This is a genomic window from Bordetella sp. 15P40C-2 (assembly GCF_009763235.1).
In the GTDB taxonomy this organism is placed as follows: domain Bacteria; phylum Pseudomonadota; class Gammaproteobacteria; order Burkholderiales; family Burkholderiaceae_B; genus Bordetella_A.
This window is the reverse complement of record NZ_WSJA01000029.1, coordinates 91,979-105,226: the sequence shown is the minus strand read 5'-3', so window position 1 is coordinate 105,226 and position 13,248 is coordinate 91,979. Positions and strand designations below refer to the sequence as shown.

8 protein-coding genes are annotated in these 13,248 nt (G+C 62.9%); 3 read left to right on the top strand and 5 right to left on the bottom strand.

Annotated features, from left to right (window positions below; translation table 11 throughout):
- Positions 1-69: 69 nt before the first annotated feature.
- The 3 genes from GOQ25_RS13970 to GOQ25_RS13960 all read right to left on the bottom strand — a co-directional run bounded on the left by GOQ25_RS13970 (position 70) and on the right by GOQ25_RS13960 (position 3,239).
- Positions 70-1,056, bottom strand: a complete 987-nt coding sequence (locus tag GOQ25_RS13970; protein ID WP_160351089.1) for a tripartite tricarboxylate transporter substrate binding protein — start codon at positions 1,054-1,056, stop codon at positions 70-72.
- 68 nt (positions 1,057-1,124) lie between these two features.
- The gene (locus GOQ25_RS13965; protein ID WP_160351088.1) at positions 1,125-2,084 is read right to left on the bottom strand and encodes an N-carbamoyl-D-amino-acid hydrolase; all 960 of its coding nucleotides are present in this window, start codon (positions 2,082-2,084) and stop codon (positions 1,125-1,127) included.
- 213 nt (positions 2,085-2,297) lie between these two features.
- Entirely contained in the window at positions 2,298-3,239 is a 942-nt protein-coding gene (locus GOQ25_RS13960) for a LysR family transcriptional regulator (protein ID WP_160351087.1), read from the bottom strand.
- Positions 3,240-3,365: 126 nt separating this feature from the next.
- On the opposite strand from GOQ25_RS13960, the gene GOQ25_RS13955 reads away from it, so the two are divergent.
- From GOQ25_RS13955 to GOQ25_RS13945, 3 genes are all read left to right on the top strand, one after another.
- Positions 3,366-4,349, top strand: a complete 984-nt coding sequence (locus GOQ25_RS13955; RefSeq protein WP_160351086.1) for a tripartite tricarboxylate transporter substrate binding protein — start codon at positions 3,366-3,368, stop codon at positions 4,347-4,349.
- A gap of 22 nt (positions 4,350-4,371) precedes the next feature.
- Positions 4,372-5,814, top strand: coding sequence for an amidohydrolase family protein (locus GOQ25_RS13950; RefSeq protein WP_160351085.1), 1,443 nt, complete (start codon positions 4,372-4,374; stop codon positions 5,812-5,814).
- Positions 5,815-5,913: 99 nt separating this feature from the next.
- A complete protein-coding gene (locus GOQ25_RS13945; RefSeq protein WP_160351084.1) occupies positions 5,914-6,669 on the top strand; it encodes an aspartate/glutamate racemase family protein in 756 nt (251 codons plus the stop codon).
- A gap of 17 nt (positions 6,670-6,686) precedes the next feature.
- On the opposite strand, the gene GOQ25_RS13940 is transcribed toward GOQ25_RS13945, so the two are convergent.
- Positions 6,687-8,153 (bottom strand): glutamate synthase subunit beta, encoded by a 1,467-nt coding sequence (locus GOQ25_RS13940; protein WP_160351083.1) that lies wholly within the window; start codon positions 8,151-8,153, stop codon positions 6,687-6,689.
- A gap of 17 nt (positions 8,154-8,170) precedes the next feature.
- Positions 8,171-12,907, bottom strand: a complete 4,737-nt coding sequence (locus GOQ25_RS13935; protein ID WP_160351082.1) for a glutamate synthase-related protein — start codon at positions 12,905-12,907, stop codon at positions 8,171-8,173.
- Positions 12,908-13,248: the final 341 nt, after the last annotated feature.

Genomic DNA, 13,248 nt, shown 5'->3' with positions numbered 1-13,248 from the left:
GCGGCAGGGCGATGGACGTCGCCCATTGTAACTTGCCCTTGCGAGCGTGCCAGGGGGCGATTATGCCGCTTACTGCAGAGTAATGTTGCCTTTCTTGATCACATCCGCCCACTTCTGGGTCTCGGCGGCGATGAACTTGCCGAAATCCTCGGGGCTGCCGCCGCCGGCCTGACTGCCGGTATCGGCGATGGCGCGCTGCACTTCCGCGTCTTGCAGGATCTTGTTCAGCTCCGTATTGAGCTTGGCGATGATGGGCTCGGGCGTGCCAGCCGGGGCCACAATGCCCTGCCAGTTATACGACTCGAATCCGGGCAGGCCGGCTTCGTCCATAGTCGGCACATCGGGCAAAACCTTCAAACGCTCTTTCGAGGTCACGGCGATCGGATGGACCTTCGTGCTCTGGATAGCCGGCAGCGCCGAATAGCCCATTTCGAACATCATCGCGATGTGGCCTCCCATCAGGTCAGCGGCGGCGGGGCTGCCGCCCTTGTAGGGCACGTGCACGATATCGATGTCGGCCTGTTCGCGGAACATTTCGCCAGACAGGTGGTGAGCCCCGCCCACACCGGATGAGCCGAACGTCAGCTTGCCCGGTTCTTTCTTGGCCAGTTCGATCAGTTCTTTCAGGTTCTTCACTGGCAGAGAGTTGTTCACGCTCAATACCAGTGGGCTGTTTTCGACCAGGATCACGGGCGCCAGATCTTTGTCGGCCTGGTAGGGGATCTTGTCCATCAGCGTCGGGTTCACGGCCATGGGGGCCAAGTTGCCCGCGCCAATGGTGTAGCCGTCCGGCGCGGCTTTGGCGATCAGGTTGGTGCCGATCACGCCGCCCGCGCCCGCCTTGTTTTCCACCACGACGGTCTGGTTGAGCGCGTCACCGAGCTTGCGCGCGATCAGGCGCATGCGGGTGTCCGCAAAGCCGCCCGGGGCGTAGGGAACGATGAAGGTAATCGGTTTGGAGGGCCAGTCGCCCACGTCTTGCGCGCGCGCGATCGAAGCGCTTGCCAAGGTGGTAATGGCCAACAGGCCGGCCAACAGGGGGCGTAAGGGTTTCATGCGCGTACTCCTCGTTTATCTGGTAATGCCACTGCGCGAGGCCGCTATTATGCCCTTTCCCCCGATAGTCAGACGGGCTTGCGAGGCAAGGGTTCGCCGGGGCCGACGCGTTCCGTGATCAGATGATAGTGCTCCGGACGACGGTGGCGTGCAAAGTCGAACACATTGCGACGGAAGGTCTCGGCCTGATCCAGATCCACTTGGACGGTGATGACCTCGTCGTCCTCGGTGACGCTTTGCGCGGCGATCTCGCCGGTCGGGGCGACGATGACCGAGCCGCCGATCATGTGGTGACCGTCTTCCGACCCGCATTTCGCCGCCGCGGCCGCCCAGACGCAGTTCTGATAGGCGCTGGCCTGTAGCGTGATTAGATGGTGATGCATGCGTAGATGCACGGGCTCGGGCCAGTGGATGTTCTGCGACGGCGTGTTGTAGCCCAGCACGACGACTTCGGCGCTTTGCAGTGACATCATGCGCCATGTCTCGGGCCAGCGGCGATCGTTGCACAGACACATGCCAACCCGCGTGCCCATCGTGTCCCAGACACCGAACGGTTCGTCGCCGACATTGAAGAATTTCTTCTCCAGATGTTGGAACGGCGCATCGACCTTGTGATCGTCATGGCCCGGCAGATGGATCTTGCGATACTTGCCGACGATATTACCCGCACGGTCCACCAGGATCGCAGTGTTGTAGGGCACGCCTTCGGGCGTGAGCTCGGCATAGCCGAGATAAAACCCCATGTTCAAGCGGCGGGCTTCGTCAAACAGCGTTTGTGTGGCCGGGCCCGGCATCTCGCGTTCGAAGAAACGTTCCTGCGCCTCGGCCTCGCTCATCCAATAGCGCGGGAAAAACGTCGTCAGCGCAAGTTCGGGGAACACGACGAACGTCGCGCCGCGCGCGTGTGCCTGACGCAGCATATCGACCAGGCGCGCCACCACGCTTTCGCGCGTGTCAGCCAGATGCACCGGCCCCATTTGCGCCACCGCCAAACCGAGCGTGCGCTTGTTTTTCCCCGTGTTGCTCATCGTTATGCTCTCCCCTGCAGGCCGCGTCGCGGCGTGTAAAACGGCAAGCATGCCTGCGAGCCCGGGGCATAGACAATAGCGCGGTGTGTAGGCGAGGTTGCGGGCCCATGGCGTGGAAACCCGCGCCGTTACTGCGTTTTCGGGCGATAAGGCATCCCACGCGATAGCTCGCAGTTATGAGACAGCGACAAAATTCAATAACCCCGGCAGGCGCTACGCGCCCGCTTCGATGACGCGCTGCGCGGCCTCGAGAAAACGTCGGCCGAGCAGCGGCAGCGGCGACAGGGTGGAGTGCGTCGCCCAGACCTCGACATGCGCGGCGGGCTCGATGGGCTTGATGACCACGTGATCCGCGAGCTCCGGCGTAATGCACCAGCGGTCGACCAGCGCCGGCCCCAGTCCTTGCAGCACAAAGGCGCAGGCAGTCACGGGCGAGTGCACTTCGACCGCGGCGGGGCGCGGCGGTGTTTCACCGAAAAATGGCGCCAACGCCATATCGAGGGGGGTGCCTGCCGGATAGCCCACCCACTGCGCCGACCGGAAATCCTTGGGCTGCACGAATTCGCGTTGCGCCAGGGGGTGGTATGGCGGCGCGATGCAGACGATGGGCACGCGGCCGAGCTTGACCGAATGCAGATGCGGGTGCGCCGGCGGGCTCATCGACAGCCCGACATCGGCGCGGCCCGTCAGAAAGTAACCAGCCAGCTCATCGAACGTCACGCTGCGGTAATCCACCCGGCTTTTTTCCGTGCGTCCGCGCATCGCCTGTAGCGTACGCGGCACCAGGCGCTGCCCGTAGCTGGCCGAACACACCACGCGCAGCACCCCGGCGCCAGATTCGCCCAGCGCGATGGCCAGGTCGTTCACGCGCTGTATGCCGCCGTAGACCTGCTCGACCTCGGCGTACAGCCGAACGGCTTCGGGGGTGGGCGTGAGGCGGCTTTTCGCGCGCTCGAACAACGCATAGCCCAGCCGCGACTCCGTGAGCGCCAGGACGCGGCTCACCGCAGGCTGCGACACGTGGAGCAAACGTCCCGCTCCGCTGATCGAGCCGGCCATCATGATGGCGCGAAACACTTCGATCTGACGCAGATTCAACGGGCGTGTTGGGGCCGGCGAGGCAACCGCCGATTCAGTGAACGCGTCGTCCGACATCCTGACTCCCGTCTAGAGGTGATAACGGCGGATTATAGGTCTGGGATATTTTTCGATAGGGGACGTGGCCGATGCGGGTGATAGGCTAATCAGGCAGTCAAACCACACCGTACACAGGGGAATAACATGTCTCGAACCATTGGCCGTTGCCTGAGCGCGCTCGCGCTCGCCACCACCTTTGCCACCGCCGCCTCCAGCGCGTGGGCGGCATTCCCGGAAAAACCCATCACCTTTGTCGTGCCGTCGGCCGCCGGCGGCTCGCCCGACGTGTTGTCGCGCCTGATCACCACGCAGATGGCGAAAGACACGGGCGCCAAGCTCGTGATCGAAAACCGCCCTGGCGCAGCCGGCAATATCGGCGTGTCCCTCATCAAGCGCGCCACGCCTGACGGCTACACCATCGGCTACGGCAACATCAACACGCTGGCCGTGAACCGTTCGCTGTTCAAAGCCTTGCCCTACGATGTGGAAAAGGATCTGGTTCCGGTCGGCCAGATGTTCAACATCTACAACGTGCTGATCGTGCCGGCGGATTCGCAGTACAAGTCGGTGCAAGATCTGATTGATCGCGCCAAAGCCGAACCGGGTCGCCTGTCCTATGGCGCATCGGGCGTGGGCACCACCGGCCACATGGGCGGCGAGCTGTTCAAGAGCCTGGCCGAGATCGATGTGGCGTTCATCCCCTATAACGGCGGTCCCGCCGCCATGCAGGATTTGCTGGGCGGGCGACTGGACTTCACCTTCGCCAACACCTCGGAAGCCGTGCCGCTCATTCAAAGCGGCAAAGTCCGTGCGCTGGGCGTGAGCAGCCTCAAGCGTCTGCCCTTGCTGCCCGAAGTGCCCACGTTGGATGAAAGCGGTCTGAAGGGCTACGAGACCATCGCCTGGGGCGGCGCCGTCGCACCGGCTGGCACGCCTGCCGAAGTCATCGCGCAACTGAACGCCGACCTGAACAAGGCGCTGGGCAATCCCGACGTTCAGCAATCGCTGGCCAAGCTGGGCGCAGAGCCCGCTGGCGGCACGCCGGAGGAATTCAAGCGTCTCATCGACGCGGAAACCGCCAAATGGCGCACGCTGATCGACAGCGCCAACATCGAAAAGCTGGACTAACCCAAGAGCGTCGCCATCATTCATGCAAGCTGATCTGATCATTACCAATGCGCTGCTGGTTGACGGCAGCGGCGCCGACCCGGTGCACGGCCACGTCGCGATTCTCGGCGACCGTATTGCGGCGGTGGGCAACTTTGATTGCCCGCCCGATGTGCCGGTGCTCGACGCCGGGGGCCGCGTACTGGCCCCGGGGTTTATCGACTCGCATACGCATGATGATGGCTATTTGCTCGCGCATCCGGACATGACGCCCAAGGTATCGCAAGGCGTCACCAGCGTGGTCACCGGCAATTGCGGCATCAGCCTCGCCCCGCTGTCCTGCGAGGCCGTCCCGCAACCGTTGGATCTGCTGGGCCCGGCCGAGCTGTTCCGCTTTGCCACGTTTGCGCAATGGCTCGACGCCTTGCGCGAGACGCCGGCCGCGACCAATGTGATCCCGCTGGTGGGGCACACCACGTTGCGCGTCGCGGTCATGGGCGAGGACGTCGGGCGCGCCGCCACGGCGGACGAACGGCAGGCCATGCGCGAACTGTTGGACGCTGCGATGCAAGCCGGTGCGTTCGGGGTGTCGACCGGCACGTTTTATCCGCCGGCCGCCGCCGCACCCACCGATGAAATCATCGATGTGTGCGCGGCGCTGTCTGGCCGCGAGGCGATCTACGCCACGCATTTGCGTGACGAAGCCGATCACATCGTCCCGGCAATGGAAGAAGCGCTCACCATCGGACGCGCGGTCAATGCGCGCGTGGTGTTCTCGCATCACAAACTGGCGGGCAGCAAGAATCATGGTCGCAGCCGCGAGACTTTGGACATGATCACGGCCGCCGCTAAAAGTCAGCCGGTGTGCTTGGATTGCCATCCCTATCCGGCGACTTCGACCATGCTGCGTCTGGATCGCGTGCGTATCGCGAGCCGTACGATGATTACCTGGTCCAAGGGCTATCCCGCCGCCACCGGGCGCGATTATGCCGATGTAAAAGCCGAACTTGGCCTGGATGACGAAGCCATGCTGGCGCGTCTGGCGCCCGCCGGCGCGATCTATTTCCTGATGGACCCGCAAGATGTGCGTCGCATCTTCGAACACCCGCTCACCATGGTGGGCTCTGACGGACTGCCGTTTGATCCGCACCCGCATCCGCGCCAATGGGGCACGTTCCCGCAGGTGCTGCGTCGCCTGGTGCGTGAAGAGGGCGTGCTGACCCTGGCTGCCGCGATTCATCGCATGACGGGTCTGGCCGCGCAGCAGTATGGCCTGGCCGAGCGCGGCCTGTTGCGCGAGGGGTATCATGCCGACCTCGTACTGCTCAATCCCGAGCGCGTGAACGATCTGGCGACTTTCGAAAAGCCCGTGCAGATCAGCGAGGGCATCGACCGCGTGTGGGTCAACGGGCGTCCCGTCTGGGATGGTCGCCAAGCCAGCGGCGAGACGCCGGGACAAGTTCTACGTCCCCGGGCGTCCGCCTGAAAGCCGGCGACGCGTTTGCCCATCACTGCGATTTCTTCAACCCATTTTCGATAACCGCCTCGCTGTGCGAGGCGGGTGCATGCATAGGAGCACACTCGTATGTTGGGCGTATTAGGCGGCATGGGGCCGATGGCCGGTGCCGCATTCGCGTTGCGTCTGGCCGCGCTGACGCCAGTCGGCCGCGATCAGGAACATATCCCCACGCTGTTGCTGAACGATCCGCGTATTCCGGATCGCAGTATGGCGCGCGTGGCCGGGGGCGAAGATCCCCTGCCCTATATGCGCGCGGGCATCGAGTTCTTGAATGACTCTGGCGCAGACTTGATCGCGATCCCGTGCAATACGGCGCACCTCTGGTACGACGAACTCGCCCAGGCAGCGAATTGCCCGGTCTTGCACATCATCGAGGCTGTCGTTGCAGATCTGCGCCGTCAGGGTCTGACGAGCGGGCGTATTGGTTTGATGGGCACGGCCGCCACCTTAGCGCTAGGCCTGTATCAGCGCACGCTGGAGCGCTATGGCTACGAGTGCATTCTGCCCGCCGATGACGAAGTGGAATCGCTCTGCATGGCGTCGATCCGGGCGGTCAAGGCCAATCAGCGGGAAGCCTCGCTCGAACCCGCGCTCGACTGCGTGCAACGGCTGCGCGCGCGTGGCGCGCAGGCAGTGGTGCTGGGATGCACGGAACTGCCCCTGGCGATTCCGCATGCCTTGCGTTCGGGCCTGGGCGTGGTGGTGACCGACTCCATCGATGCGCTGGCGCTGGCCGTCATCGCGTTCTATCAGGAACACGGCGGTTTACCCGGCGCGATCAAAGCAAACGGCCAGCTCCCGCAGGAACTGGCCGCCGCCTGAAGCGTCTGCCTCGATGCTTATCGGGGCAGGTCGCTATCTCCCATCAAGTACGCATCCACCGAGCGGGCGCACTGGCGTCCCTCGCGGATCGCCCACACCACCAGCGACTGACCGCGGCGCATATCGCCCGCCGCGAACACCTTGTCCACGCTGGTGCGATAGTCCTCGGTATTGGCGCGCACATTGCCGCGTGCGTCACGATCCACGCCGAAGGCGTCCAGGACATTTTGCACCGGCGCGACAAAGCCCATGGCCAACAGCACCAGGTCGGCTTTGATCTCGAACTCCGAGCCTTCGATCTCGCGCATCTTCATCTGGCCCGTGGCTTCGTCGGTGAACCACTCGACGCGCGCGCCGACCAGTTTCTCGACCTTGCCATTGCTGCCCACCAGCGCCTTGGTCGTCACCGCCCAGTCGCGCTCGCAGCCTTCTTCGTGCGAGGACGAGGTGCGCAGCTTCAGCGGCCAGTACGGCCACACCAGCGGTTTGTTCTCGCTTTCCGGGGGCTGCGGCATCAGTTCGAATTGCGTAACCGACAGCGCGCCATGGCGGTTGCTGGTGCCCACGCAGTCCGAGCCGGTATCGCCGCCGCCGATCACGACCACGTGCTTGCCCTTGGCCAGCGTCTGCTTGGTCAGGCGATCGCCCGCGACGGCTTTGTTCTGCTGACGCAGGAAATCCATCGCGAAATAAACGCCATCGAGCTCGCGGCCCGGCACGGGCAGATCGCGTGGCGTTTCCGAGCCGCCCGTCATCACGACGGCGTCAAACTCTTCCAGCAGCGATTGCGGCGTGCGCACCGTCAAGCCATCAGCCACCGGATCATCCTGATTGCCGATGTAGGTCGACGGGGCAAACTCCACGCCCTCGGCTTCCATCTGGGCGATACGGCGATCGATCTGTGACTTCTCCAGCTTGAAGTCAGGGATGCCGTAGCGCAGCAGTCCGCCGATACGGTCGCTCTTTTCGAAGACCGTCACCGAGTGCCCCACGCGCGCCAGCTGCTGCGCACAAGCCAGCCCCGACGGGCCCGAGCCCACGACCGCGACTTTCTTGCCGGTCTTGCGAGCCGGCACCTGCGGCACGACCCAGCCTTCTTCCCAGGCCTTGTCGATGATGGCGTGCTCGATCGACTTGATGCCTACCGCGTCATTGTTGATATTCAACGTGCAGGCGGCTTCACAGGGCGCCGGACAGATGCGTCCGGTGAACTCCGGGAAGTTATTGGTCGAGTGCAGCGAGTCGATCGCGCGGCGCCAGTCCTGGTTGTAGACCAGATCATTCCAGTCAGGAATGAGGTTGTTGACCGGGCATCCGTTATGACAGAACGGGATGCCGCAATCCATGCAGCGCGCGGCCTGAATCTTGGCCGAGCCATCGTCCAGGCGCATCACAAATTCGCGCCAGTTCTTCAGACGCTTTTGCGGTGCTTCAACGGCTTCGTGCAGCCGTTGATATTCCATAAAGCCCGTTATCTTTCCCATGGTTAATCCTTCGGCCCTTATGCAGCCAATTGTTCGGGGTTGGCTGCACGCCACATTTCGCCCAGAGCGCGACGGTATTCCGTCGGCATCACTTTGATGAACTTGCCGCGCGCGGCTTGCCAGTCGCCCAGAATCTCGCGGGCGCGGAAGCTGCCGGTGTAGCGGAAATGGTCCTCGATCAGCTTGCGCAGGATCGCTTCGTCGGTCGCGCGTTCGCCACCGCGTTGCGCGCTATGCCAGCCGGAACGATCGTCTGCCGACTCTTGCTCCTCGTGCGACAGCACGGGTTCGAGTTCCACCATCGCCATGTTGCAGCGATGCTTGAAGCTGCGATCCGGATCCCAGACATAGGCCACACCGCCCGACATACCGGCAGCGAAGTTGCGGCCCGTGTCGCCCAGCACCACCACCGTGCCGCCGGTCATGTATTCGCAGCCGTGATCACCCGTGCCTTCCACGACGGTGGCGGCACCCGAGTTACGCACCGCGAAACGCTCGCCGGCCACGCCGTTAAAGAACGCCTCGCCAGCCAACGCGCCGTACAGCACCGTGTTGCCCACGATGATGTGGTCGGGGCCAAAGCCGCGGAAGTCGTTGGGCGAACGCACGATGATGCGGCCGCCCGACAAGCCTTTACCCACGTAGTCGTTACCCTCGCCCACCAGATCCAGCGTGATGCCGTGCGCGAGGAACGCGCCAAAGCTTTGACCGGCGGTGCCGTTGCACTGGATATGGATCGTGTCGTCCGGCAGACCTTCGTGACCATAGCGCGATGCCACCGCGCCCGATAGCATGGCGCCAATGGTGCGGTTGCGGTTACGCACGGGCGTGATGAACGAGACCTTCTCGCCACGTTCCAGCGCGGGCTTGCTGCGCTCGATCAACAAGTGATCCAGCGCGTGTTCGAGACCATGATCCTGGATCTCGGTATGACGCTTCTCGGTGTCGATCTGCGGCTGATGGAACACGCGGCTGAAATCCAGACCTTGCGCCTTCCAGTGTTCGATGCCGGCACGCGTATCGAGCAGATCGGCGCGACCCACCAGTTCGTCGAACTTGCGAATGCCCAGCTGAGCCATGATTTCGCGCACTTCTTCCGCGATAAAGAAGAAGAAGTTCACCACATGCTCGGGCTTGCCCTGGAACTTGCGACGCAGCACCGGATCTTGCGTGGCCACGCCCACCGGGCAGGTATTCAGATGGCACTTGCGCATCATGATGCAGCCTTCGACGACCAGCGGCGCGGTCGCGAAGCCGAATTCATCGGCGCCCAGCAATGCGGCGATCACCACATCGCGGCCGGTCTTCATCTGACCGTCGGCCTGCACACGGATACGGCTGCGCAGGCGGTTGAGCACCAGCGTTTGCTGCGTTTCGGCCAGACCCAGTTCCCACGGCGTACCCACGTGCTTTATCGAGGACACGGGCGATGCACCAGTGCCGCCGTCATGACCGGCGATCACGACGTGATCGGCCTTGGCCTTGGCGACACCTGCCGCCACGGTACCCACGCCGACTTCGGACACCAGCTTGACCGAAATCGAGGCACGGTTATTGACGTTCTTCAGATCGTGAATCAGCTGAGCCAAGTCCTCGATCGAGTAGATGTCGTGGTGCGGCGGGGGCGAGATCAGACCCACGCCCGGCACGGAATAACGCAGCTTGGCGATGTAGTCGGTGACCTTGTGGCCCGGCAGCTGACCGCCTTCGCCGGGCTTGGCGCCTTGCGCCATCTTGATCTGGATCTGATCGGCGCTGCTCAGGTATTCGGCCGAGACGCCAAAGCGACCCGAGGCCACCTGCTTGATGCGCGAACGCAGCGAGTCGCCGGCCTTCAGCGGCACATCGGCTTCAATACGATCACCGCCCAAGATCGAGGCCAGCGTATCGCCGTCCTTGACGTTGCTCTTGCCTTCGCGCAGTTCGGCGCGGTAGCGCAGTTCGTCTTCGCCGCCTTCGCCGGTATTCGACTTGCCGCCGATGCGGTTCATCGCCACGGCCAACACCGAGTGCGCCTCGGTCGAGATCGACCCCAGCGACATCGCGCCGGTCGCAAAACGCTTGACGATTTCCTTGGCCGGTTCGACCTCATCCAGCGGAATCGCGCGCGTCGGATCGAAGCGGAACGAGAACAGACCGCGCAGCGTCATGTGGCGACGCGTCTGATCGTTGATGATCTGCGCGTACTCCTTGTACGTGCGATAGTTGTTGGCGCGCGAAGCATGCTGCAGCTTGGCGATGGAATCGGGCGTCCACATATGCTCTTCGCCACGCACACGGTAGGCGTAGTCGCCACCGGCATCCAGATCGTTGGCCAGCACCGGGTCGGCGCTGAAGGCCGCGCGATGCTGACGCAAGGCTTCTTCGGCGACTTCGAAAATGCCGATGCCTTCGATGGTCGATGCCGTACCGGTGAAGTACTGATCAACCAGATTGCGTTGCAGACCCACGGCTTCGAAAATCTGCGCGCCGGTGTAGGACATGTAGGTCGAGATGCCCATCTTGGACATGACCTTGTTCAAGCCCTTGCCCACCGCCTTGATGTAGTTCTTGACCGCCTTTTCCGGATCGGCCAGGCGACCCAGCGATTCCAACGCCAGGTAGGGGTGGATGGCTTCCGCGCCATAACCGCCCAGCAACGCGAAATGGTGCACTTCGCGTGCCGAACCGGTTTCCACCACCAGGCCCGTTGCGGTGCGCAGACCGGTACGGATCAGGTGTTGATGCACGGCGGAGGTCGCCAGCAGTGCTGGGATCGCCACGCGTTCGCTATCGACCAGACGATCGGACACGATCAGGATGTTGTAGCCGCTTTGCACCGCATCCACGGCACGCGCGCACAGCGCTGCCACGCGGGCTTCGATGCCTTCGGCACCCCAAGCCACCGGATACGTGATGTCCAGTTCATAGCTGCGGAATTTCTTGCCCGTGACCTGCTCGATGTCACGGATCTGCGCCATCGCGGCGAAATCCAGCACCGGCTGAGACACTTCCAGACGCAGCGGCGGGTTGACGTTGTTGATGTCCAGCAGGTTCGGCTTCGGACCGATAAAGGACACCAGCGACATCACCATCTGTTCGCGGATCGGATCGATCGGCGGGTTGGTGACTTGCGCGAACAACTGACGGAAATAGTTATAGAAAGGCTTGGCGCGGTTCGACAGCACCGCCAGCGGCGCATCGTTACCCATCGAGCCGACCACTTCCTCGCCGAGGGTGGCCATCGGTTCGAGGATGAACTTGTAGTCTTCCTGCGTCCAGCCAAACGCCTGCTGGCGATCCAGCAACGACACCGACGACTCGGGCGCCTGGGCGGCCTGACGCGGCGCGGGCAGCGATTCCAGCTTCAGTTGCAGGCGTTGAATCCACTGACGGTACGGGCGGCTGTTAGCCAGCTGCAGCTTGATTTCCGTATCGTCGATGATGCGGCCTTGTTCCAGATCGATCAGGAACATCTTGCCCGGCTGCAGACGCCATTTCTTGACGATGCGGTGCTCGGGGATGGGCAGCGTGCCGGCTTCGGACGCCATGATGACCATGTCGTCGTCCGTGATCAGATAGCGCGCGGGACGCAGACCGTTGCGGTCCAGCGTGGCGCCGATCTGACGGCCATCGGTAAAGGCCACGGCGGCCGGGCCGTCCCACGGCTCCATCATCGCGGCGTGGTACTCGTAGAACGCGCGGCGGCTTGCGTCCATCTGCGTGTTTTGCTCCCAGGCTTCCGGGATCATCATCATCATCGCGTGCGACAGCGGATAGCCGGAGTTCACCAGCAGTTCCAGGCAGTTGTCGAACGTGGCCGTATCCGATTGGCCTTCGTAGACAATGGGGTACAGCTTTTTCAGGTCGTCGCCCAACACGGCCGACTGCATCATGCCTTCGCGCGCGCGCAGCCAGTTGAAGTTGCCCTTGACCGTATTGATTTCGCCATTGTGGGCGATCATGCGATACGGGTGAGCCAGCGGCCAGGCCGGGAACGTGTTGGTCGAGAAGCGTTGGTGCACCAGCGCCAGCGCCGACACCGCGCGCGGGTCGGCCAGATCGCGGTAGTAGCGGCCGACCTGGTCAGCCAGCAGCAGGCCCTTATAGACCACCGTGCGCACCGATGCCGACGGTACGAAATATTCCTTGCCGTGCGCCAGGCGCATGCCTTGGATGGCGTGGCTGGCCGTCTTGCGGATCACGTACAGCTTGCGTTCCAGGGCATCCGGCACCATGACGTCGGCGCCGCGGCCGATGAACAGCTGACGGATCACCGGCTCGACCGAGCGCACGGTGGGCGACATGGGCATCTCGACATCCACCGGCACATCGCGCCAGCCCAGTACGGTCTGACCTTCGGCACGGACCGCGCGTTCCAGTTCTTGCTCGCATGCCAGACGCGAGGCGGTTTCCTTGGGCAGGAAGACCATGGCCACGCCGTACTCGCCCGGAGGCGGCAGCGTGATGCCGCGCTGGCTCATGTCGTCGCGATAGAGCGCATCGGGGATCTGAATCAGAATGCCCGCGCCATCGCCCATCAACTTGTCAGCGCCCACGGCACCCCGGTGATCCAGGTTCTCCAGGATCTTCAGACCTTGCTGGATGATCGCGTGGCTCTTGCGCCCCTTGATATGCGCGACAAAACCGACACCACAGGCGTCATGCTCATTCTTGGGGTTGTACAGGCCTTGGGCAGGCGGCAGACCGATGCGGGTCGCATCGATAGGCGTCGCTTCGGGGCGACAGGAAGAGTTTCTTGAAGTCAATGACATAGCGCGCTCCGCAGAGGGTCTGCGTGGGATGTTGCAGTGCAAGGTCCCGACGATACTGCGCTATGGCGTTGCGTGCAACTAAAATTTGATGGTATGTCCCTTATTTATATAGTTCATTAAAGTGCTAAATAAAATTAGGGACATATAAAAACTCTCTATAAATCAAGTGCTTGTAAAAGGTGGATTATCCACAGGGTAGAGACAGGCGTCGTGTTTGCACAGAAATAGTACAATGCGTCCCCGTTTTAATTTGGTGATTTTCAACAGATCGGCAGGCAGACACGGCTCTGGCGACATCGGTGCTGCACTGCACGTTCGCGCAGACACTAGCCCCGGCCTTC

What these genes read in the sequence shown, in the direction of transcription:
- GOQ25_RS13970 (WP_160351089.1), bottom strand. Translation starts at nt 1,056, where the DNA reads ATGAAACCCTTACGCCCCCTGTTGGCCGGCCTGTTGGCCATTACCACC.
- GOQ25_RS13965 (WP_160351088.1), bottom strand. Translation starts at nt 2,084, where the DNA reads ATGAGCAACACGGGGAAAAACAAGCGCACGCTCGGTTTGGCGGTGGCG.
- GOQ25_RS13960 (WP_160351087.1), bottom strand. Translation starts at nt 3,239, where the DNA reads ATGTCGGACGACGCGTTCACTGAATCGGCGGTTGCCTCGCCGGCCCCA.
- GOQ25_RS13955 (WP_160351086.1), top strand. Translation starts at nt 3,366, where the DNA reads ATGTCTCGAACCATTGGCCGTTGCCTGAGCGCGCTCGCGCTCGCCACC.
- GOQ25_RS13950 (WP_160351085.1), top strand. Translation starts at nt 4,372, where the DNA reads ATGCAAGCTGATCTGATCATTACCAATGCGCTGCTGGTTGACGGCAGC.
- GOQ25_RS13945 (WP_160351084.1), top strand. Translation starts at nt 5,914, where the DNA reads ATGTTGGGCGTATTAGGCGGCATGGGGCCGATGGCCGGTGCCGCATTC.
- GOQ25_RS13940 (WP_160351083.1), bottom strand. Translation starts at nt 8,153, where the DNA reads ATGGGAAAGATAACGGGCTTTATGGAATATCAACGGCTGCACGAAGCC.
- GOQ25_RS13935 (WP_160351082.1), bottom strand. Translation starts at nt 12,907, where the DNA reads ATGTCATTGACTTCAAGAAACTCTTCCTGTCGCCCCGAAGCGACGCCT.